Genomic DNA, 18,701 nt, shown 5'->3' on the forward strand with positions numbered 1-18,701 from the left:
CGATGGTCTCCCTCAACCTGCACAGCAGGAAAGTTGCTTGACGTCCTTGCTGAACGTCTGCGCGGCCAGCTTCAACCCCTCGACCATGGTCAGGTACGGAAACAGCTGGTCGGCCAGTTCGGCAGCGGTCATCCCGGCGCGTAGCGCGATGGCCGCGGTCTGGATCAGCTCGCCGGCCCCGTCGGCCACCGCCTGCACGCCGATCAGCCGGCCGCTGGCCGCCTCCACCACCAGCTTGATGAAGCCGCGCGTGTCGAAGTTGGCGAGCGCGCGCGGCACGTTGTCCAGGGTGAGCGTGCGGCTGTCGGTCTCGATACCCTTCAGATGCGCCTCGGCCTCGCTCAGCCCCACCGTGGCGATCTGCGGTTCGGTGAACACTACCGCCGGCATGGCCGACAGATCGAGCTGGGCGTCGCCGCCGGTCATGTTGATCGCGGCGCGGGTGCCGCCGGCGGCGGCGACATAGACGAACTGCGGCTGGTCGGTGCAGTCGCCGGCGGCGTAGATGTGGCTGGCCGAGGTACGCAGCTGCGCATCGACTTCGATGGCGCCGCCCTTGCCCGTGCGCACGCCGGCTTGGGCCAGCTCCAGCGTGTCACCGTTGGGGGTGCGGCCGGTGGCTACCAGCAGCGCATCGCCGCGCAGCTGGCCGGCGCTGGTGTCGAGGATGAACTCGCCGTTTTCATGGCGCACCGCGCGGGTCTGGGTCTGACGCAGCACGGTGATGCCCTCGTCGGCAAAGATCTGGCCGATGGCTTCGCCGATGGCCGGGTCCTCGTGGAAGAACAACTCGCTGCGGGCGATCATCGTCACCCGGCTGCCCAGCCGCGCATAGGCCTGGCCAAGCTCGCAGGCCACCACGGCCGAGCCGAGTACCAGCAGACGCTTCGGAATGCGGTCGGCGGCCAGCGCGTCGGTGGACGTCCAGTACGGTGTGTCGGCCAAGCCGGGGATCGGCGGCACCGCCGGCCGGGCGCCCACCGCGATCAGGCAGCGGTCGAAAGCCACCGTGCGCTCGCCGCCTTCGGCCAGGCGCACGCGCAGCGTGTGGCCGTCGACGAAGCGCGCTTCGCCGCGCAGCAGCGTGATGTCCGGATTGCCATCGAGGATGCGCTCGTACTTGGCGTGGCGCAGCTCCTCCACCCGCGCCTGCTGCTGGGCCAGCAGCACGTCGCGACGGATCGCCGGTGCGTGGGCGTCGATGCCGCCGTCAAACGCGCTGTGACGGCGGGTATGAGCGACGTGAGCAGCGCGGATCATGATCTTGGAAGGCACACAGCCGATGTTGACGCAGGTGCCGCCGACGATGCCGCGTTCGATCACCGTCACCTGCGCACCGCGCTCGGCGGCCCGGAGCGCCGCAGCCATTGCTGCGCCGCCGGTGCCGATCACCGCCACACGCAGACGGGCGTCATGGCCGGCCACGGGCCCGCCATGCCTTGCCGCGTGATCCGCGGCCGGCGGCCGCGCCAGCGCTCGTACGCGATAGGGCGGCGGCAGTGCGGCATTGAGCGCGGCGACGGACAGCGCCGCACCGGCCACCACCTGGGCGGTAGCCGTCGGATAGTCCACGCTGGCGCTAGTCACGCCATCCACGCTGGACAGCGCCTCCTGCACGTGGCGAGCGCATGCCTGGCAGGTCATGCCAGTGACCTCGAGCGCCTGTTTGTTCAAACCGTATGTTTCAGTCATGCAAATTCAGCCCTGGTGAGTCGCTCCCGTACTTGGGAGCCACACATGGAAATCAGCACTTGCCGGCCAGGGGTACCACGCAAACTCTTCCTGGCCGCGAGGAGGACGAAGATCGATACGCCACCATCAGCGCCAGCCCCGGATACAGCAACCAGCCGGAGCGGTAGCCCGACGCCCGCATCAGCAATATCGCGACCGGCACGGCGACCGGACCCAGCAGGCACGCCGCGGTGCGCCGACACTGGCGATGGCTGAGCCGGCCGAGCGTCGGCTATCAGCGCGATGCCGGCGAACAGCGGTAGCAGGATGCGCACGAACAGCCCCTTGTGCGGACTCAGCGAACCGAGTCCCACCGCCACCCCCAAGCTTGCCAATACCGGGAAAGCAGCTCACGCAGGATGCCGCCAAAACGACGCTGCCGCCCAGGCCAGCCTTGTCGGCCACGCGCACGCCAAGGCCATCAGCGCACCTGCGTCGATGGGTAGCCGGCATCCGTGGTCGCCTTGGTCAAATCGGCGAGGCTGGTCTTGGCATCGTCATAGGTAACGATGGCCTGGCGCTGTTCGAGAAGGATCTGGGTCTTTTCGACACCGGGCACCTTGGACAGCGCCTTCTTGACTGTGACCGGACAGGCGGAGCACGTCATGCCCGGCACCGACAGGGTGGCGGTCTGCGTGGCCGCCCATGCAGGCGCACTGAAGGCCGCGGCAAGGGCGATGAGCATAGAAAGTATTTTCATGAAATGTCTCCTTCAATAGAACAGTGGCAGAACATAGGGAAACGCCAGCGCGACCAGCACCAGCGCGACGACGACCCAGAAGACGATCTTGTAGGTTGCCCGTACTTGCGGGATGGCACACACCTCGCCCGGCCGGCAGGCAGCGGCGGGACGAAAGATGCGGCGGTAAGCGAAGAACAGCAGCACTATGGCTGCCGCGATGAAGATCGGCCGATATGGTTCCAAGATCGTCAGATTGCCGATCCATGCTCCCGAAAAGCCCAGCATGACCAGCACTAACGGACCAAGGCAGCAAGTGGACGCAAGAATTGCCGCGAGGCCGCCGATGGCCAAAGCGCCCTTGCCGTGGGTGGGTTCAGACATGTGTATGTTCCTTCCAAATTTGTCGTCGCGGCAGTAATGTATTTCCGTAGTCAAGTACGGAGTCAAGTCCATGAATTCGGCACAAGACAACCTGTCCATCGGCACCTTCGCCAAGGCATCAGGAGTTGGTGTCGAGACGATCCGCTTCTACCAGCGCAGAGGGTTGTTACCCGAACCAGAGCGCCCTCTTGGCGGTATTCGTCGCTATAGCCATGCGGACGTGGCCCGAGTGAAGTTCGTCAAATCGGCGCAGCGACTGGGTTTTAGCCTCGACGAAGTCGCGCAACTGCTCACGTTGGAGGACGGCACTCATTGCAGCGAGGCGGCGGAATTCGCCGCGCGGCACCTGGCCGATGTACGCGCGCGCCTGAAAGACCTCAAGCGCATGGAGACCGCCCTGTCCCGACTGGTGACTCAGTGTGGTTCGCATCGCGGCGCGATCAGCTGCCCCCTTATTGCCTCGTTGCACGGCGGTTGACGTCAATGTTTCTCCACTGCCTCCGTCCATGCCACTGACGAATGGTTCCGACCATGCCATGCCACTCGCTTGGAACCTATCCGCAAGCGGCGCAGCGCGAAAACACCCGGCGCAGCTACGCATCGGCTGTGCATCAACACCGGCGCGTGGTTGCTAGGTGCAGATGCAAGATCTGTCCTTGACCAGCCCGGTAACGAGCGGTCCATCACCACCATCACCATCACCATCACCAGCATCCTGGAGCCGCAGGTCGATCCGGCCGGCACTCTTCGACTGGCAGCCGAGATGGACCGCGCAGACCCTGTGCGCGCCTTGACGCTGCTGCAGGAGTTTCACAAGGGGTTCTTGGGGTGCCGCTAAGGGAAGGTCAGGTGGGGCAACCGACCGCGCGCTGTGAGGAAGCACGAACGACTTGCCCGAACTGCACCACGATGGACGATGGTTCGAGTCCGCTGTTAACCCCCGAATAAGGGTGGGCGGCGGGTATGTTCCGCCTTGAGCGCAAGTCAGACAGCCGCCCGCGGACCTCGGCTACCTAGATGGGTGGCTACGTAAAGTGCTACAGCAACTGCTACACCAACTGTTACAATCGACCAATCCGCGTCGGCGGGAAGCCGCAGAAACACTAGGTTCTCGGTTCGACTGGTGGCTATGCTACCCCTCCCCCCATAGCCACCAAGAACCGGGCGTGTGTCTTTCCGTCGGTCCCTCTCGTCACGACACGCGGGCGTCCGCCATGCATATCTTCAAGGTATTCCAGATCGAGGCGGCGCATCGGCTGCCGAACGTGCCGGCCGGGCACAAGTGCGCGCGGCTGCACGGGCATTCGTTCCGCATCGAGATCCATCTGGCGGGTGAACCGGACCCGCAACTGGGCTGGGTGATGGACTTTGCCGACGTGAAGGCGGCCTTCGCGCCGCTGTTCGACCAGCTCGACCATCACTACCTCAACGAGATCGAAGGGCTGGAGAACCCGACCAGCGAGATGCTGGCGCGCTGGATCTGGCAACGATTGCAGCCGCGCCTTTCGGGGCTGGACAAGGTGGTGGTGCACGAAACCTGCACCTCCGGGGCGAGTTGTAGTCGTGACAGCTTTTGACGCGTCGCAATGTTTCATGGTTCCGTCATAAATTGGCGTTTTCAAATGAATATTTGCTGACATCGCGAACGATCTACAAAAAATATATTGCAATGCACAAAAAGCGCTGCTAGAGTACCTGCCACTACCCCATCCTCCACGAGGACTACGCCATGACGCAGCAGCTCAACAACCAGCTTTTCGCCTACACCAAGCAGTTCACCGACAGCGCGTTCAAGGCGCAGTCGCTGGCCCTGAAGGGTCTGGAGACAGTCGCCGAGCTGCAGCTCAAGGCCCTCGAGGAGCAGGCCAAGGCTTCCGCGGAATTCGTCGCCGAGGCCCTGGAGGCCCGCGACATCAACGGCCTGCGCAGCCTGTGGGAGAAGGGTGCCAGCCTGAGCCGCGACAACGCCGAGCGCACGGTGGCGGTTTCGCAGGAAGTGCTCGCGGTCACCCAGAAGACCGCCGAGTCGCTGAATGCGCTCGTGCAGGAGCAGCGCCAGGCCGCCAACGATGCCGTTGCCGCGCCGGTCGCCGCCGCCAAGAAGGCTGCCGCGAAGTAATCCCGCAGCACCGTCGCGCCTCCATGCGATGAAACAGGGCCGAACCTCGTGTTCGGCCCTGTTTGTGTGTGCCGTCGGCCAATGCATGGCGGTGAGTCGGGTGGGACGATTGGGTCACGGAATCCGGCGGCCGGACGCGATGCCGCAGGCCGCATGGCTTGTCGCTGCAATTGCCGCGCTGATATACTTTTATGGATTGGATCGTGGCCCGCAGCTGTATCGGTGCCGCCTGGTGCAGGCCGCGCGGAGACGCTACGTGCTCAACAGTTTAGCCTCGGGTCGACGCCTCGCCTTGCGCATCATCCTGCTGCAGCTTGCTGTGGCGTTGCTGGCTGGCCTGGTTTTCCTGGCGCTGGGTCATCGCGAAGCGGTGGCGGCGGCGGCAGGGGCGACGACGGTGGCGCTGGGTACCGCGCTGATGTCGGTGCGGTTTTTCGGCGACGTCGGCGGGGCAGGCCAGGCACTGGGTCGCCTGCTGACGGGCATGCTCCTGAAGTGGAGCGTGATCGTCGGGGGGCTGGTCGTGATCCTGTTCCAATTCAAGTTGCCACCGCCGGCCGCCATCACGGGGTTGGCGGCGGCTTACGCGGTTTATCTGGTGGCGTTCAGATTCAAGGGTTGATCCATGGCAAGCGAGCCGACTGGCGGTCTTACCGAATACATTCAGCACCACCTCACGCACCTGGTTCCGCATGCCAGCAAAGGCGGGTTCTGGGCGGTGCACATCGATTCGATCACTGTGTCACTGGTGCTGGGCGTGCTGTTCTGCCTGTGGTTCTGGCTGAAGGCGCGCAAGGCCACCGCCGGCGTGCCGGGCAAGGGCCAGGCCTTCGTCGAGATCATCCTCGAGTTCGTCGATGGCCAGGTCAAGGACGTGTTCCACGGCGATCGCCGCGTGCTCGGGCCGCTGGCGCTGACCGTGTTCGTCTGGGTGTTCCTGATGAATGCGATGGATCTGCTGCCGGTTGATCTGCTGCCCTGGATCACCGAGATGTTCGGTATCAAGCACTTCCGTGCCGTGCCCACCGCCGACACCAGCATGACGTTCGCCATGTCGATCACGGTGTTCCTGCTGATCATCTTCTACAGCTTCAAGGCCAAGGGCTTTAACGGCTTCATGCACGAGCTGTTCACTGCGCCGTTCGGCAAGCACCCGCTGCTGTGGATTCCCAATTTCGCGTTGAATCTGGTCGAGCTGCTGTCCAAGCCGGTGAGCCTGGCGATGCGACTGTTCGGCAACATGTATGCGGGCGAGCTGGTCTTCATGCTGATCGCCGGCCTGTTCAGCGCCGGGGCCGGCCTGGCTGGCTGGGCGTTGTACGGCGCGGGCATCATCGGTTACACGGTGTGGGGCATCTTCCACATCCTGATCATCTCGATCCAGGCCTTCATCTTCATGGTGCTGACCATCGTGTACATCTCGATGGCACACGATCACCACTGATCGACGTTTTCGAATCATCTGTTTCAACCGTTTTATCTATTTCAGTTTGAATTTCTCAGGAGACCGTCGTGGAACTCATCGCTCACATTGCTCAAGTCCAGTCCTTCACCGCCATCGCGCTCGGCCTGATCATCGGCCTCGGTGCGCTGGGTGCCTGTATCGGCATCGGCGTCATGGGTTCGAAGTTCCTTGAGGCCGCTGCTCGCCAGCCGGAGCTGGTGCCGCTGCTGCAGGGCCGCATGTTCCTGCTGGCCGGTCTGATCGACGCGGCGTTCCTGATCGGCGTGGCGCTGGCTATGTACTTCGCCGTGGCGAACCCGTTGCTGGCGAACTTGACGGTTGCGACCGGTCACTGATCGCCTTGGTTCACGGCGCCGTTCCGGCGGCGCCGTTGCCTCGTGCGGGAGCTTCGGCCCCGTGCTCGTAAATCCACGTTACAGGTAACGCAGCGATGCTTCCCAACGGCACTTTGATCGGCGAAATGATTGCTTTCGCCATCCTCATCTGGTTCAGCGTCCACTTCATCTGGCCGCACATCAACAAGGCCATCGAAGATCGCCAGGTCAAGATCGCCGAAGGCCTGAATGCGGCCGAGCGCGCCCACGCCGAGCTGAAGAGCGCCGACGTGAAGGTTGCCGGCGAGATCAAGCAGGCCCGCCAGCAGGCCTCCGAGATCATCGACAAGGCCCAGCAGCAGGCCAACCAGATCATCGAGAAGGCCCGCGGCGAAGCGATCGCCGAGATCAACCGGTTGAAGGCCGCGGCGCAGGACGACATCGCCTCGATGGCGCAGCGCGCCCGCGACCAGCTGCGCGAGCAGGTCGGTGCATTGGCCGTGCAGGGCGCCAGCAAGATCGTGCAGCGCGAGGTCGACGCCTCGACGCACAAGGCCTTGCTCGACCAGCTCGCGGCCGAGATCTGATCCATGGCCCAGGCAATCACCCTCGCCCGCCCGTACGCTCGCGCCGCCTTCGAAGTGGCGCACGCGGCCGGTACGCTGCAGGCATGGTCGCAGGCGCTGGCGTTCGCCGCCGCGGTGGCGAAGGACCCGCGCGTGGCGGACCTCGCCAACGATCCGCGGGTGCTGCCGGCACAGCTGGTGGCGCTGCATCTGCCCGCCAGCACGGCCGCCGACGGCCCGTTCGGGCACTTCCTCGGCGAGATGGCCGAGCAGCGCCGGCTGGTCCTGCTGCCGGAAGTGGCCGAACTGTTCGAGGCGTTCAAGCGCGAGTCCGAGTCGCAGCTGCTGGTCAAGGTGGCCAGCGCGATGGCGCTGGACGCCGCGCAGGCCGAGCAGCTCAAGGCATCGCTGAAGCGCCGCTTCAAGCGCGAGATCGAACTGGAAACCCGGGTCGATGCCTCGCTGCTGGCCGGCGTGGTGATCGATACCGGCGAACAGGTGATCGACGGCTCCGCCCGCGGACGTCTGGCGCAGATGGCCAGCGCCCTTTCGCACTGATCCAAAGAATCAAAACCTATCGGGTGCCGCTGACGCGGCGCGAATCCCAGGAAAACTTGCCATGTCCAGCACCACTTTGAATCCGTCCGAGATCAGCGAACTGATCAAGAGCCGCATCGAGCAGTTCAAGCTCGGCGCGGAAGCGCGCAACGAGGGCACGATCATCAGCGTGTCCGACGGCATCGTGCGCATCCACGGCCTGGCCGATGTGATGCAGGGCGAAATGATCGAGCTGCCGGGCAACGCGTATGCGCTGGCGCTGAACCTCGAGCGCGACTCGGTCGGCGCGGTGGTGCTCGGTGAATACCAGCACCTGCGCGAAGGCGACACCGCCAAGACCACCGGCCGCATCCTGGAAGTGCCGGTCGGCCCCGAGCTGCTCGGCCGCGTCGTCGACGCGCTGGGCAACCCGATCGACGGCAAGGGCCCGCTCAATGCCAAGCTCAACGCGCCGATCGAGAAGGTCGCGCCGGGCGTGATCTGGCGCAAGTCGGTCGACCAGCCGCTGCAGACCGGCTACAAGTCGGTCGACGCGATGATCCCGGTCGGCCGCGGCCAGCGCGAGCTGATCATCGGCGACCGCCAGACCGGCAAGACCGCGCTGGCGATCGACGCGATCATCGCGCAGAAGGATTCCGGCATTAAGTGCATCTACGTCGCGATCGGCCAGAAGCGCTCGTCGATCGCCAACGTTGTGCGCAAGCTCGACGAGAACGGCGCGCTGGCCAATACCATCATCGTGGTCGCCTCGGCGTCCGAGTCGGCTGCGCTGCAGTACGTCGCGCCGTACTCCGGTTGCGCGATGGGCGAATACTTCCGCGACCGCGGCCAGGACGCGCTGATCGTGTACGACGACCTGTCCAAGCAGGCCGTGGCCTACCGCCAGATCTCGCTGCTGCTGAAGCGCCCGCCGGGCCGCGAGGCGTATCCGGGCGACGTGTTCTATCTCCACTCGCGTCTGCTCGAGCGCGCCTCGCGCGTGTCCGAGGAATACGTCGAGAAGTTCACCAACGGTGAAGTGAAGGGCAAGACCGGTTCGCTGACCGCGTTGCCGATCATCGAGACCCAGGGCGGCGACGTTTCGGCGTTCGTGCCGACCAACGTGATCTCGATCACCGACGGCCAGATCTTCCTGGAAACCGATCTGTTCAACGCCGGCATCCGCCCGGCCGTGAACGCCGGCATCTCGGTGTCCCGCGTCGGCGGCGCCGCGCAGACCAAGATCGTCAAGAAACTGTCCGGCGGCGTGAAGCTGGCCCTGGCGCAGTTCCGCGAGCTGGCCGCGTTCGCGCAGTTCGCCTCGGACCTGGACCCGGCCACGCGCGCCCAGTTGGACCGTGGCCAGCGCGTCACCGAGCTGATGAAGCAGAAGCAGTATTCGCCGCTGTCGATCGCCGAGCTGGCGCTGTCGGTGTACGCCGCCGAGCAGGGCTACCTCGACGACCTGCCGGTGAACCAGGTGCTGGCGTTCGAGAAGGGCCTGCACGCGTTCATGCACCAGAACCACGCCGACCTGATGAAGACCATCGTCGCCACCGGCAACTGGGACAAGGACATCGAGGCCGTCTTCAAAGCTTCGCTGGACGAGTACAAGAAGACCGGTAGCTGGTAAGACCTGGCAAGAGCGAATCGGAAGGGTTCGGCGGTAACGGGACCCCTTCCCACCAGCGAGCACAACGAGCGGAATAGAGCATGGCCAGCGGACGCGAAATCAAAACCAAGATCAAGAGCACGCAGAACATGCGCAAGGTGACGCGCGCGCTCGAGATGGTCTCGGCCTCGAAGATCCGCAAGGCGCAGGACCTGATGAAGGCCTCGCGTCCGTACGCACGCTCGATGCGCAAGGTGATCGCGCACGTGGCCCAGGCCAGCACCGATTTCAGCCATCCGTTCCTGGTCCAGCGCGACAACGTGGCGCGGGTCGGCTACATCGTGGTGTCGACCGACCGCGGCCTGTGCGGCGGCCTCAACTCCAACCTGTTCCGCCGCCTGCTGCCGGCGATCGCCGAATGGCAGCGGCAGGGCGTGCAGGTCGACGTGGTCGCGATCGGGCAGAAGGCAGTGGCGTTCTTCCGCCGCCTCAAGGGTGTCAACCTGGTCGGCAGCGTCAGCCACCTCGGCGAGAAGCCCAAGCTCGAACAACTGGTCGGCGTGATCAAGGTGATGATGGATGCCTACCAGGCCAACGGCCTGGACCGGGTGTTCCTCGCCTACAACGACTTCGTCAACACCATGACGCAGAAGCCGACCATCGATGCGCTGCTGCCGCTGCCGCTGGTGGCCGCGGAGATGGAAGCGCACCAGGAAGCGGGCGAGTCGGCCTATGCCGGCGTGAAGCTGGAAGCGAGCCACGACTGGGACTACATCTACGAGCCGGACGCGCAGACCGTGCTGGAGCACGTGCTGACCCGCTACATCGAGTCGGTGGTGTACCAGGCGGCGCTGGAGAATCTGGCCAGCGAGCACGCCGCGCGCATGGTCGCGATGAAGAGCGCGTCGGACAACGCGAACAAGGTGATCGGCGAGCTGACCCTGGTCTACAACAAGGCCCGCCAGGCCGCGATCACCCAGGAAATCAGCGAGATCGTCGGCGGCGCAGCGGCGGTGTAAGTGGGTATGAATGCGATCGTCCCTGATCGCAGAGCAAGATCAAAAGGCGGCCATCCATGGCCGCACTCCTAGTAAGAGCGACGTTTCATTGGCGCTTTGTACAAATCGAAATCTTAAAGAGATTCATCCGGAGCTATCAGCATGAGCCAGGGCAAAGTTGTTCAGATCATCGGCGCGGTCATCGACGTGGAGTTCCCGCGTGACCAGGTGCCGCAGGTGTATGACGCGCTGAAGATCGACGGCACCGAGATCACGCTGGAAGTGCAGCAGGTGCTGGGCGACGGCATCGTGCGCACCATCGCGCTCGGTTCGACCGAGGGCCTGAAGCGCGGCCTCGCGGCGCGCAATACCGGCGAAGGCATCAAGGTGCCGGTCGGCAAGCAGACGCTCGGTCGCATCATGGACGTGCTCGGCAACCCGATCGACGAGGCTGGTCCGATCGGCGAGCAGGACCGCTGGGTGATCCACCGCGAAGCGCCGAGCTACGCCGACCAGGCCGCCGCGAACGATCTGCTGGAAACCGGCATCAAGGTGATCGACCTGGTCTGCCCGTTCGCCAAGGGCGGCAAGGTCGGCCTGTTCGGCGGCGCCGGCGTGGGCAAGACCGTCAACATGATGGAGCTGATCAACAACATCGCCAAGGCGCACGCGGGCCTGTCCGTGTTCGCCGGCGTGGGCGAGCGTACCCGCGAGGGCAACGACTTCTACCACGAGATGAAGGACTCCAACGTGCTGGACAAGGTCGCGATGGTGTACGGCCAGATGAACGAGCCGCCGGGCAACCGCCTGCGCGTGGCGCTGACCGGCCTGACCATGGCCGAGTACTTCCGCGACGAGAAGGACGAGCACGGCAAGGGCAAGGACGTGCTGCTGTTCGTGGACAACATCTACCGCTACACGCTGGCCGGTACCGAAGTGTCCGCGCTGCTCGGCCGCATGCCGTCGGCGGTGGGCTACCAGCCGACCCTGGCCGAGGAAATGGGCGTGCTGCAGGAGCGCATCACCTCGACCAAGACCGGCTCGATCACCTCGATCCAGGCCGTGTACGTGCCCGCGGACGACCTGACCGATCCGTCGCCGGCCACCACCTTCGCCCATCTGGACGCGACCGTGGTGCTCTCGCGCAACATCGCAAGCCTGGGTATCTACCCGGCGGTGGATCCGCTCGACTCGACCAGCCGCCAGCTCGATCCGAACGTGATCGGCCAGGAGCACTACGACGTCGCCCGCAAGGTGCAGGGCACGCTGCAGCGCTACAAGGAACTGAAGGACATCATCGCGATCCTCGGCATGGACGAGCTGAGCGAAGAGGACAAGCAGGCCGTGGCGCGCGCGCGCAAGTGCGAGCGCTTCTTCTCGCAGCCGTTCCACGTGGCCGAGGTGTTCACCGGCTCGCCGGGCAAGTACGTGTCGCTGAAGGAAACCATCCGCGGCTTCAAGATGATCGTCGACGGCGACGTCGACCATCTGCCGGAGCAGGCGTTCTACATGGTCGGCGGCATCGACGAGGCGATCAAGAAGGCGGAAGAGATGGGCGCCAAGAAGGCCGCCTGATCCCGCGGGCGGACCGCGTGCCCGCCCGTCGCTTTAAGCATTTGGAACCTGAGTCATGACCCACACCATTCGCGTCGACATCGTCAGTGCCGAAGCCGAGATCTTCTCCGGCGACGCGACGATGGTCGTTGCCACCGGCGAAATCGGCGAGCTCGGTATCACGCCGCGCCACGCGCCGCTGATCACCCGCCTCAAGCCGGGCCACGTCGACGTGCTGCTGGCCAGCGGCGAGCGCCAGCAGTTCTGGATTTCCGGCGGCATGCTGGAAGTGCAGCCGCAGGTGGTCACCGTGCTGGCCGACACCGCCGCGCGTGCCGCCGACCTCGACGAGGCCTCCGCGCAGCGCGCCAAGAAGGAAGCCGAGGACGCGCTGGCCAACCGCACCGATGCGATGGAAATTGCCGAGGCCCAGGTCAAGCTGGCCCAGGCGATTACCCAGCTGCAGGCGCTGGAGCGCCTGCGCAAGAGCCTCAAGCACTGAGGTTGGTGCGCTCGTCCGTGAGCGCAAAGCAAAAGTCAAAAGGCGGCCATCCATGGCCGCACCCGTGGATGAAGCGGTTGCTTCGATGGATCTCCACGGAAAAGAGCGCCGGCCTTGTGCCGGCGTTTTCGTGTCGGCACGATGCAGCTTTGGCAATGCAGGGAAGATTGCGATGGCAGGAGCGATTCCCACCTTCCGTTTATGCGGCTGCATGCTGTCGTTGCTGCTGGCCGGCTGCGCCACGTCGCCACATCAGTCACTACCGCCAGCCAGCGGTGATGCGTCATGGCGAGTGGTCGTGCCGCCCGATACGGTGCGCTACCAGTTGGCGCTGGGCGAGGTGTCCAGCGGCGCCACCCCATTCAAGCGCGTGACGCCGGTATATCCACCGAGTGTGTTGGCCCATTGCCCTCCTCCTCAGGAAGTGCCGGCGTTGCTGGTCGTCGACGAACAGGGCAAGGTCGACGAGGTGCGCGTGACGGGCGAGGCACAGGCGGATGCGAGCCGGCACGTATTCGTCGACGCGGTGCGCGTGGCCGCGCTGCAATGGCAGTTCAACCCGCTGACGATCAATCGCTGGGCTGCCGACGTCGACGGCAACAGCCATGTGGTCGACAGCGAGGCGAAGCCGTTCAGTCTGGCCTATGTGTTCCGTTTCGCCTGTCACGCCGGCAAGTCCACGGTTTCGTCCGCGGCGGCGCAGCGTTGACTCACACCTGCCCGCGTCAAGGCCGAATCGGCTGCTATGCTTTTTTGATCGAAACCTGTCAGGGCCGACACCGATGAACCACGCTTCCCTCCACGTCGTCATCCTCGCCGCCGGCGCCGGCACGCGGATGAAATCCAGCCGCCCGAAAGTGCTGATGCCGCTGGCGGGGCGACCGCTGTTGGCGCACGTGATCGACACCGCGCGGGCGCTGCAGCCGGCGGCCATCCATGTCGTCTATGGCCACGGTGGTGACCAGGTACGGGCCGCGTTCGCCGACCAGACCGATCTGCGCTGGGTGCTGCAGGCCGAGCGACTGGGCACCGGCCATGCGGTGGAGCAGGCGCTGGGCGAGATCCCCGATGGCGCGCGCGTGCTGGTGTTGTACGGCGACGTGCCGCTGACCCGGGCCGACACCCTGCGACAGCTGGCGGCAGCAGAGGGAGGCTTCAGCCTGCTCACCATGCGCCTGGCCGATCCGTGCGGCTACGGCCGCGTGCTGTGCGACGGCAACGGCCACGTGCGGGCGGTGATCGAGGAGAAGGACGCCGACCAGGAGCAGCGTGCCGTCAACCTGGTCAACACCGGCATCCTCGTCGCCTCTGCCGCCGCGCTGCGCGTCTGGATCGCCGGGCTCGACCGCGACAATGCGCAGGGCGAGTACTACCTCACCGACATCTTCGCGATGGCGAGCGAGGAGAAGCGCCCGGCGCTCGGGGTGGAGTGCGCCGATCCGGTGGAGGCCTCGGGTGCGAACGATGCGCTGCAGCTCGCCGGGCTGGAAGCCGAGTACCGCCAGCGTGCGGCGCGTGCGCTGATGCGAAATGGCGTGCGCCTGGCCGATCCTCTGCGCGTCGACGTGCGCGGCACGGTCGCCAGCGGCCGCGATGTCGAGCTGGATGTCGACGTGATCCTGGAAGGCCGCGTGGTGCTCGGCGACGACGTGAGCATCGGCGCGTTCACCCGGCTGAAGGACGTGCGGCTGGCCGCCGGCACGATGGTGCAGCCGCATTGCGACCTGGACGGCGTGGTCACCCACGGTCCGTGCATGATCGGCCCGTTCGCGCGACTGCGCCCCGGCACCGAACTCGAGGCCGGTGTGCACGTCGGCAACTTCGTGGAAACCAAGAAGACGCATCTCGGCGAAGGCAGCAAGGCGAACCACCTGAGCTACCTCGGCGACACCGTGGTGGGCCGCGGCGTCAACATCGGCGCCGGCACCATCACCTGCAACTACGACGGCGTGAACAAGTTCGCCACGCAGATCGGCGACGGCGCCTTCATCGGTTCCAACAGTGCGCTGGTCGCGCCGGTGACGATCGGCGCCCAGGCCACCATCGGCGCCGGCTCGGTGATCACCCGCGATGCGCCCGCGGGCGAACTCACCGTGGCGCGCGGCAAGCAGCAGACGTTTCCCGGCTGGAAGCGGCCGGTGAAGCAGGAGTGAGCGAAGGGGAGTGAGGCGCGAGATAAAAGCCGAAGCGCGCTCCGCCGTTGCCTTCGCTCACTCCCCGCTCCACGCGTAACGCCAGCCGTCGATTTCCACCAGCAACTCGCGGCGGCAGATGTCGCCGTGCAGCAGCAGCAGCGGTACGCCGGGCAGGCGGTGTTGCAGGAAGTCGCGCGCGCGTGCAGCGTCCGCCGCGTGGCGCACGTAGACCTTCAGCGGCGAGCGAGGGTCGAAGCCGGCGGCCATACCGGCGCTGGCCAGCAGCGTCTCGAGGTTGAGCAGGGTTTCCTCCAGCTGGGCATCGAGGTCGTCCTGGTGCGCCGAGGCGTGGCCGACCACCGCGGCGGTGCCGGAGATGGCCAGTACGTCCTGCGCCGGCAACGCCATCGCGCGGGCGAAGCTGGGCGGCGTGCGTCCGTACTGGCGCGGGTAGCGCCAGGCGCTGACCTGGCGCGGGTTTTCCACCCGCAGGCCGGCCTGGTCGCCAGCCAGCAGATAAACCTGCAGGCGGTGCTCGTCGCCGTGGTGGCCGATCGCGGTGGCCGCGGGGAAGCCTTCGGCGAAGAAGTCGCCCATGCCGGCGGCGCGGCCATCGCAGAAATGCTTGTAGCGCTCGGCGTCGCCATCGCCATGGTTGATCGCGCCGAGGTAGTTCCACACGCGCAGCACGTGCTGCGCCGCGCGGGTGGCGACGAAGCGGTGCAGCCGCTCGTACGCCAGCCGGGCGGTGGCGGTCGGCCCGCCGTGTTCGCGTTCGTCCAGCTCGAGCGCCACGAACAGCCAGCCGCCGCCGGCCGACCAGTGCAAGGCACCGTCGCTGCCGCAGCTGACCGGTGCGTCGACCCGCCACAGCTCCAGCGGCGCGCCCGCATCGAAGGGTTCCAGCGCCACCTGCAGGTAGCGCGGGTCGGCACTGGCCGGCGTGCCGGTACCGAAGCCGAACAGCGCCAGCGTGCCGGGTTCGGCGAGCAGCGCGGCTGCTTCGCTGGTGCGATAGCACACCTGCGGCGCGCGGCGCGGCAGCGGGTCCATCTGGGGGTTTTCGCAGCCCTGCATCATGGCGTACAACCGGGAACGACAAGGGCGCTATGTTACACTCCGCGATCACTGCCACCGGGGGGAGGCAATGCATTCAGCGTACGGAACCGAGCATGGCGGAACAGACATCGGCGCAGCACGAATTGGCCACCCTGGTCGTGGAATGCCTGAACCTCGAGCACGTCACCCCCGGGCAGATCGATCCCGACGCACCGCTGTTCGGTGGCGAGTTGGGGCTGGATTCGATCGACGCGCTGGAAATCGCCCTGGCCGTGTCCAGGCGCTACGGCTTCCAGCTGCGCTCGGACAACCCGGACAACCGGCAGATCTTCACCAGCCTGCGCACGCTGTCCACGCACGTCGAGCAGAACCGCGCCGGCTGAGGCCGGCGATGCGTGCCGAGCCCGTCCACGCCGCTTCCTTCATGCTGCGTTGCTTCGCCCGTGGCAGGCTCGCGGTTCCGGTGGAGCCGATGCGGAACCCGGCATGACGTCCTCTCCTCTTTCGCCCGAACACGCCACGCGGCGCTATGGCCTGCTGCTGTTGCCGGCCTACCCGCTGCTGGCGATCGCCGGCGCCGTGACGCAGCGGCAGGTGTTCGCGCTGCTGGCGCTGGCCCTGCTGCTGACCGTGCTGATGCTGCCGCAGCTGCTGGCGCGCCGCGGCACGTCGTGGCTGCTGTGGTCGGGCGTGCTGTTCGGCCTGCTGCTGAGCTGGCGCTGCGGCTTCGCCGGCGCGCTGCTGGAGGCGGTGCCGGTGCTGATCAACGCGCTGCTGGCGGCCTGGTTCGGCCGCACGTTGGGCACACCCGAGCCGCTGGTGGAGCGTTTCATCGTTGCCATCGAGGGCGCCGAGCGGCTGCGCCAGCCGGGCGTGGCCGCCTACGCGCGCCAGGTCACCTGGTTCTGGACCGTGCTGCTGGGCGGCCAGGCGCTGCTGCTGGCCGTCCTGCTGCTGTGCGCCGACCATGATGGGTTGCTGGCGCGCGCCGGCATCGCCGCACCGCTGGTCGTGCCCGCACGCTGGGCCGCGGTGTGGCTGCATCTGGGTGGCTATCTGCTGCTGGGGGTGGCGTTTCTGGCGGAGTACGGCTGCCGCCGCTGGCGGCTGCGCCATCTGCCGCACCCCGGTCTGCACGACATGCTGCTGCAACTGGCGCTGCATTGGCCGCAGCTGCTGCGCGGCAAGCGCGTGGTGGCGCCATGAGCACCGGCTTCGAACAGGCGCTGCGCGTCGACGCGGGGCATCCCGCGTTGCCCGGCCATTTTCCCGGCGCGCCGCTGGTGCCCGGGGTGGTGTTGCTGGAGCAGGTGGCGCTGGCCCTGCGCGCCTGGCGCGGCCAGCGGCTGGGCCGCGTGCTGGAAGCGAAATTCGCCGCGCCGCTGTTGCCGGGCGAGACGGCGCAGCTGCAGCTGGCGGCGACGGACGCGTCACGCATCCGTTTCGAGATACGGCGTGACGGCATGCTGCTGGCACGCGGCCTGGTCGAGGGAGCGACATGAACATGCATGGACACTGGCAGAGCCGGCCCGAGGGCGGTGGGCGTTTCGCGCTGTGGCTGATCCGCACCATCGCGCTGCATGGCGGGCGCCGTGTGGGCCGGCTGTGCCTGTACCCGATCACGCTGTACTTCTTCCTGCGCCGCGGGCCGGAACGGCGGGCCTCGCGGCAGTACCTGCGGCGGGCGTTCGGCCGGCCGGCGACGGCGTGGCAGGTGCTGAAACACATCCACTGCTTCGCCGCCACCATCCTCGACCGGATCTTCCTGCTGGCGCATGGCGAGCGGCCGTTCCAGATCGAGACCGAGGGCCTGGACCTGCTCGATGAGCGCATCGCGCAGGGCCGCGGCGTCCTCTTGCTCGGCTCGCACCAGGGCAGCTTCGAGGCGCTGCGCGCGATCGGCGCGCGCCGTCCGCAGATGGCGCTGCGGGTGGTGCTGGACAAGCAGAAGACGCCGGCGATGACCGAGCTGCTCGAAGCACTGGCACCGGACGTGGGCGCCTGCGTGATCGATGCGGCGCAGGATGGCACCACGATCGCGCTGGCGATGGCCGAGGCCTGCGCTGACGGCGCGGTGGTGGCGATGCTGGCCGACCGCGGTCGCGGCCACGAGGTGCTGCGGCGTACCGGCCTGCTCGGTGCCCCGGCGCCGTTCCCGGTCAGTCCGTGGCTGCTGGCGCATACGCTGCGGGTGCCGGTGGTGCTGTGTTTCGGTCTGTACCTGGGCGGCAACCGCTACCGGCTGGTGTTCGAGCCGTTCAGCGACCGGGTGGAGATTCCGCGGCATGATCGTGGCCCGGTGCTGGACGTGCTGATTGCCCGCTATGCGCAACGGCTGGAACACTACATCCACGTCGCCCCCTACAACTGGTTCAACTTCTATGATTTCTGGCAAGAGGCGCCCGCTGCGAGCGAGCCTGCTGCTGAGCCTGCTGCTGCCGTGGGCGAGCGCGTCGGCGTCTGAGCCGGCCCCGGCGGCGTCGGCGGCGGCGCTGGTGGCCGCGCTGGGCCAGCCGGCGCCCGCGCATACCGCCTTCGCCGAGGCGCGCTTCCTGCAGGTGCTGGAGCGGCCGCTGGTGGTCTCCGGCGAGCTGTCGTGGCTGGGCGGCGACCGGCTGCAGCGGCGCGTCGAACAGCCGCAAAAGGAAACCGCCACCATCGCCGACGGCGAGGTGACCCAGCAGCGCGACGGCAGGAGTCCGCGGCACTTCTCGCTGAAGCGCGCGCCGCAGCTGCAGGTGCTGCTGGACAGTTTCGTGGCGCTGCTCAGCGGCGACGCCGCGCGATTGCAGCAGGCGTTCGAGATCCGCCAGCACGGCGACACCGGCGGCGCGTGGACGCTGACCCTGGTGCCGCGCGACGCCCGCGTGGCGAAGACCGTCGCCAGCATCCGCATCGACGGTTACGCGAACGCCTCGCGCTGCATGCACATGCAGGAAGCCGATGGTGACCTCGCGGTCGACCTGCTCGGCCCGCTCGCCGCGCAGATGCCGGCTGCGCCCACCCGCGAGGCGCTCGAGGCGCTGTGCCGGAGCGCACCCTGAAC

At 66.7% G+C, this 18,701-nt stretch carries 24 protein-coding genes; 20 read left to right on the top strand and 4 right to left on the bottom strand.

Annotation, left to right across the window (positions count from 1 at the left end; genetic code table 11):
- Positions 1-12: 12 nt before the first annotated feature.
- The 3 genes from merA to merT all read right to left on the bottom strand — a co-directional run bounded on the left by merA (position 13) and on the right by merT (position 2,794).
- Positions 13-1,692 (bottom strand): mercury(II) reductase, encoded by a 1,680-nt coding sequence (gene merA, locus RHOOR87_RS0101855; protein WP_081699976.1) that lies wholly within the window; start codon positions 1,690-1,692, stop codon positions 13-15.
- A 460-nt stretch (positions 1,693-2,152) separates the two neighbouring features.
- Positions 2,153-2,431: a mercury resistance system periplasmic binding protein MerP gene (gene merP, locus RHOOR87_RS0101860; RefSeq protein WP_027484050.1), complete on the bottom strand. Its 279-nt coding sequence runs from the start codon at positions 2,429-2,431 to the stop codon at positions 2,153-2,155.
- Positions 2,432-2,443: 12 nt separating this feature from the next.
- Positions 2,444-2,794 (bottom strand): mercuric ion transporter MerT, encoded by a 351-nt coding sequence (gene merT / locus RHOOR87_RS0101865; RefSeq protein ID WP_007512424.1) that lies wholly within the window; start codon positions 2,792-2,794, stop codon positions 2,444-2,446.
- Between the two features lie 70 nt (positions 2,795-2,864).
- Between merT and merR the strand changes: the two genes are divergently transcribed.
- The 15 genes from merR (at position 2,865) to glmU (ending at position 14,614) form a co-directional block, all read left to right on the top strand.
- The gene (gene merR, locus RHOOR87_RS19705; protein WP_007512423.1) at positions 2,865-3,272 is read left to right on the top strand and encodes an Hg(II)-responsive transcriptional regulator; all 408 of its coding nucleotides are present in this window, start codon (positions 2,865-2,867) and stop codon (positions 3,270-3,272) included.
- 69 nt (positions 3,273-3,341) lie between these two features.
- Positions 3,342-3,632, top strand: a complete 291-nt coding sequence (locus tag RHOOR87_RS0101875) for a hypothetical protein (protein ID WP_155950899.1) — start codon at positions 3,342-3,344, stop codon at positions 3,630-3,632.
- 376 nt (positions 3,633-4,008) lie between these two features.
- Positions 4,009-4,371 carry a 6-carboxytetrahydropterin synthase QueD gene (queD, locus tag RHOOR87_RS0101880; RefSeq protein WP_007512421.1) on the top strand — a complete coding sequence of 121 codons (363 nt, stop codon included), beginning with the start codon at positions 4,009-4,011 and terminating at the stop codon, positions 4,369-4,371.
- 152 nt (positions 4,372-4,523) lie between these two features.
- The gene (locus tag RHOOR87_RS0101885) at positions 4,524-4,913 is read left to right on the top strand and encodes a phasin family protein (protein WP_027484052.1); all 390 of its coding nucleotides are present in this window, start codon (positions 4,524-4,526) and stop codon (positions 4,911-4,913) included.
- Positions 4,914-5,052: 139 nt separating this feature from the next.
- Positions 5,053-5,535 carry an ATP synthase I gene (locus RHOOR87_RS18920; RefSeq protein ID WP_081699977.1) on the top strand — a complete coding sequence of 161 codons (483 nt, stop codon included), beginning with the start codon at positions 5,053-5,055 and terminating at the stop codon, positions 5,533-5,535.
- 3 nt (positions 5,536-5,538) lie between these two features.
- On the top strand, positions 5,539-6,357 hold the full coding sequence (gene atpB, locus RHOOR87_RS0101895; RefSeq protein WP_027484054.1) for a F0F1 ATP synthase subunit A: 819 nt from the start codon (positions 5,539-5,541) through the stop codon (positions 6,355-6,357).
- Positions 6,358-6,425: 68 nt separating this feature from the next.
- Positions 6,426-6,713, top strand: coding sequence for a F0F1 ATP synthase subunit C (gene atpE, locus RHOOR87_RS0101900; protein WP_027484055.1), 288 nt, complete (start codon positions 6,426-6,428; stop codon positions 6,711-6,713).
- A 95-nt stretch (positions 6,714-6,808) separates the two neighbouring features.
- Complete coding sequence (locus RHOOR87_RS0101905; RefSeq protein WP_027484056.1) at positions 6,809-7,279, top strand: F0F1 ATP synthase subunit B; 471 nt, start codon at positions 6,809-6,811, stop codon at positions 7,277-7,279.
- 3 nt (positions 7,280-7,282) lie between these two features.
- Complete coding sequence (locus tag RHOOR87_RS0101910; protein ID WP_027484057.1) at positions 7,283-7,816, top strand: F0F1 ATP synthase subunit delta; 534 nt, start codon at positions 7,283-7,285, stop codon at positions 7,814-7,816.
- Positions 7,817-7,877: 61 nt separating this feature from the next.
- Positions 7,878-9,428 carry a F0F1 ATP synthase subunit alpha gene (gene atpA / locus RHOOR87_RS0101915; protein ID WP_027484058.1) on the top strand — a complete coding sequence of 517 codons (1,551 nt, stop codon included), beginning with the start codon at positions 7,878-7,880 and terminating at the stop codon, positions 9,426-9,428.
- Between the two features lie 80 nt (positions 9,429-9,508).
- Complete coding sequence (gene atpG, locus RHOOR87_RS0101920) at positions 9,509-10,426, top strand: F0F1 ATP synthase subunit gamma (protein ID WP_027484059.1); 918 nt, start codon at positions 9,509-9,511, stop codon at positions 10,424-10,426.
- A 141-nt stretch (positions 10,427-10,567) separates the two neighbouring features.
- On the top strand, positions 10,568-11,980 hold the full coding sequence (atpD, locus tag RHOOR87_RS0101925) for a F0F1 ATP synthase subunit beta (protein WP_007512397.1): 1,413 nt from the start codon (positions 10,568-10,570) through the stop codon (positions 11,978-11,980).
- A gap of 55 nt (positions 11,981-12,035) precedes the next feature.
- Positions 12,036-12,461, top strand: a complete 426-nt coding sequence (locus tag RHOOR87_RS0101930) for a F0F1 ATP synthase subunit epsilon (RefSeq protein ID WP_027484060.1) — start codon at positions 12,036-12,038, stop codon at positions 12,459-12,461.
- Between the two features lie 52 nt (positions 12,462-12,513).
- A complete protein-coding gene (locus RHOOR87_RS0101935) occupies positions 12,514-13,170 on the top strand; it encodes a hypothetical protein (RefSeq protein ID WP_231381700.1) in 657 nt (218 codons plus the stop codon).
- Positions 13,171-13,243: 73 nt separating this feature from the next.
- Positions 13,244-14,614: a bifunctional UDP-N-acetylglucosamine diphosphorylase/glucosamine-1-phosphate N-acetyltransferase GlmU gene (glmU, locus tag RHOOR87_RS0101940; protein ID WP_007512390.1), complete on the top strand. Its 1,371-nt coding sequence runs from the start codon at positions 13,244-13,246 to the stop codon at positions 14,612-14,614.
- Positions 14,615-14,671: 57 nt separating this feature from the next.
- Here glmU and RHOOR87_RS0101945 read toward each other — a convergent pair whose 3' ends face one another.
- Entirely contained in the window at positions 14,672-15,676 is a 1,005-nt protein-coding gene (locus tag RHOOR87_RS0101945; RefSeq protein WP_007512388.1) for a hypothetical protein, read from the bottom strand.
- Between the two features lie 92 nt (positions 15,677-15,768).
- Between RHOOR87_RS0101945 and RHOOR87_RS0101950 the strand changes: the two genes are divergently transcribed.
- From RHOOR87_RS0101950 to RHOOR87_RS0101970, 5 genes are all read left to right on the top strand, one after another.
- Positions 15,769-16,038, top strand: a complete 270-nt coding sequence (locus RHOOR87_RS0101950) for a phosphopantetheine-binding protein (RefSeq protein WP_007512386.1) — start codon at positions 15,769-15,771, stop codon at positions 16,036-16,038.
- Positions 16,039-16,141: 103 nt separating this feature from the next.
- Positions 16,142-16,861: a hypothetical protein gene (locus RHOOR87_RS0101955; protein ID WP_007512384.1), complete on the top strand. Its 720-nt coding sequence runs from the start codon at positions 16,142-16,144 to the stop codon at positions 16,859-16,861.
- On the top strand, positions 16,858-17,157 hold the full coding sequence (locus tag RHOOR87_RS0101960; RefSeq protein WP_007512382.1) for a hydroxymyristoyl-ACP dehydratase: 300 nt from the start codon (positions 16,858-16,860) through the stop codon (positions 17,155-17,157). Before RHOOR87_RS0101955 ends, RHOOR87_RS0101960 begins: the two co-directional genes overlap by 4 nt.
- On the top strand, positions 17,154-18,119 hold the full coding sequence (locus RHOOR87_RS0101965; RefSeq protein ID WP_015449076.1) for an acyltransferase: 966 nt from the start codon (positions 17,154-17,156) through the stop codon (positions 18,117-18,119). Before RHOOR87_RS0101960 ends, RHOOR87_RS0101965 begins: the two co-directional genes overlap by 4 nt.
- Positions 18,037-18,699: a LolA-related protein gene (locus RHOOR87_RS0101970; protein ID WP_027484063.1), complete on the top strand. Its 663-nt coding sequence runs from the start codon at positions 18,037-18,039 to the stop codon at positions 18,697-18,699. Before RHOOR87_RS0101965 ends, RHOOR87_RS0101970 begins: the two co-directional genes overlap by 83 nt.
- Positions 18,700-18,701: the final 2 nt, after the last annotated feature.

The sequence above is a fragment of the Rhodanobacter sp. OR87 genome (assembly GCF_000473345.1).
Classification (GTDB): Bacteria; Pseudomonadota; Gammaproteobacteria; order Xanthomonadales; family Rhodanobacteraceae; genus Rhodanobacter; species Rhodanobacter denitrificans.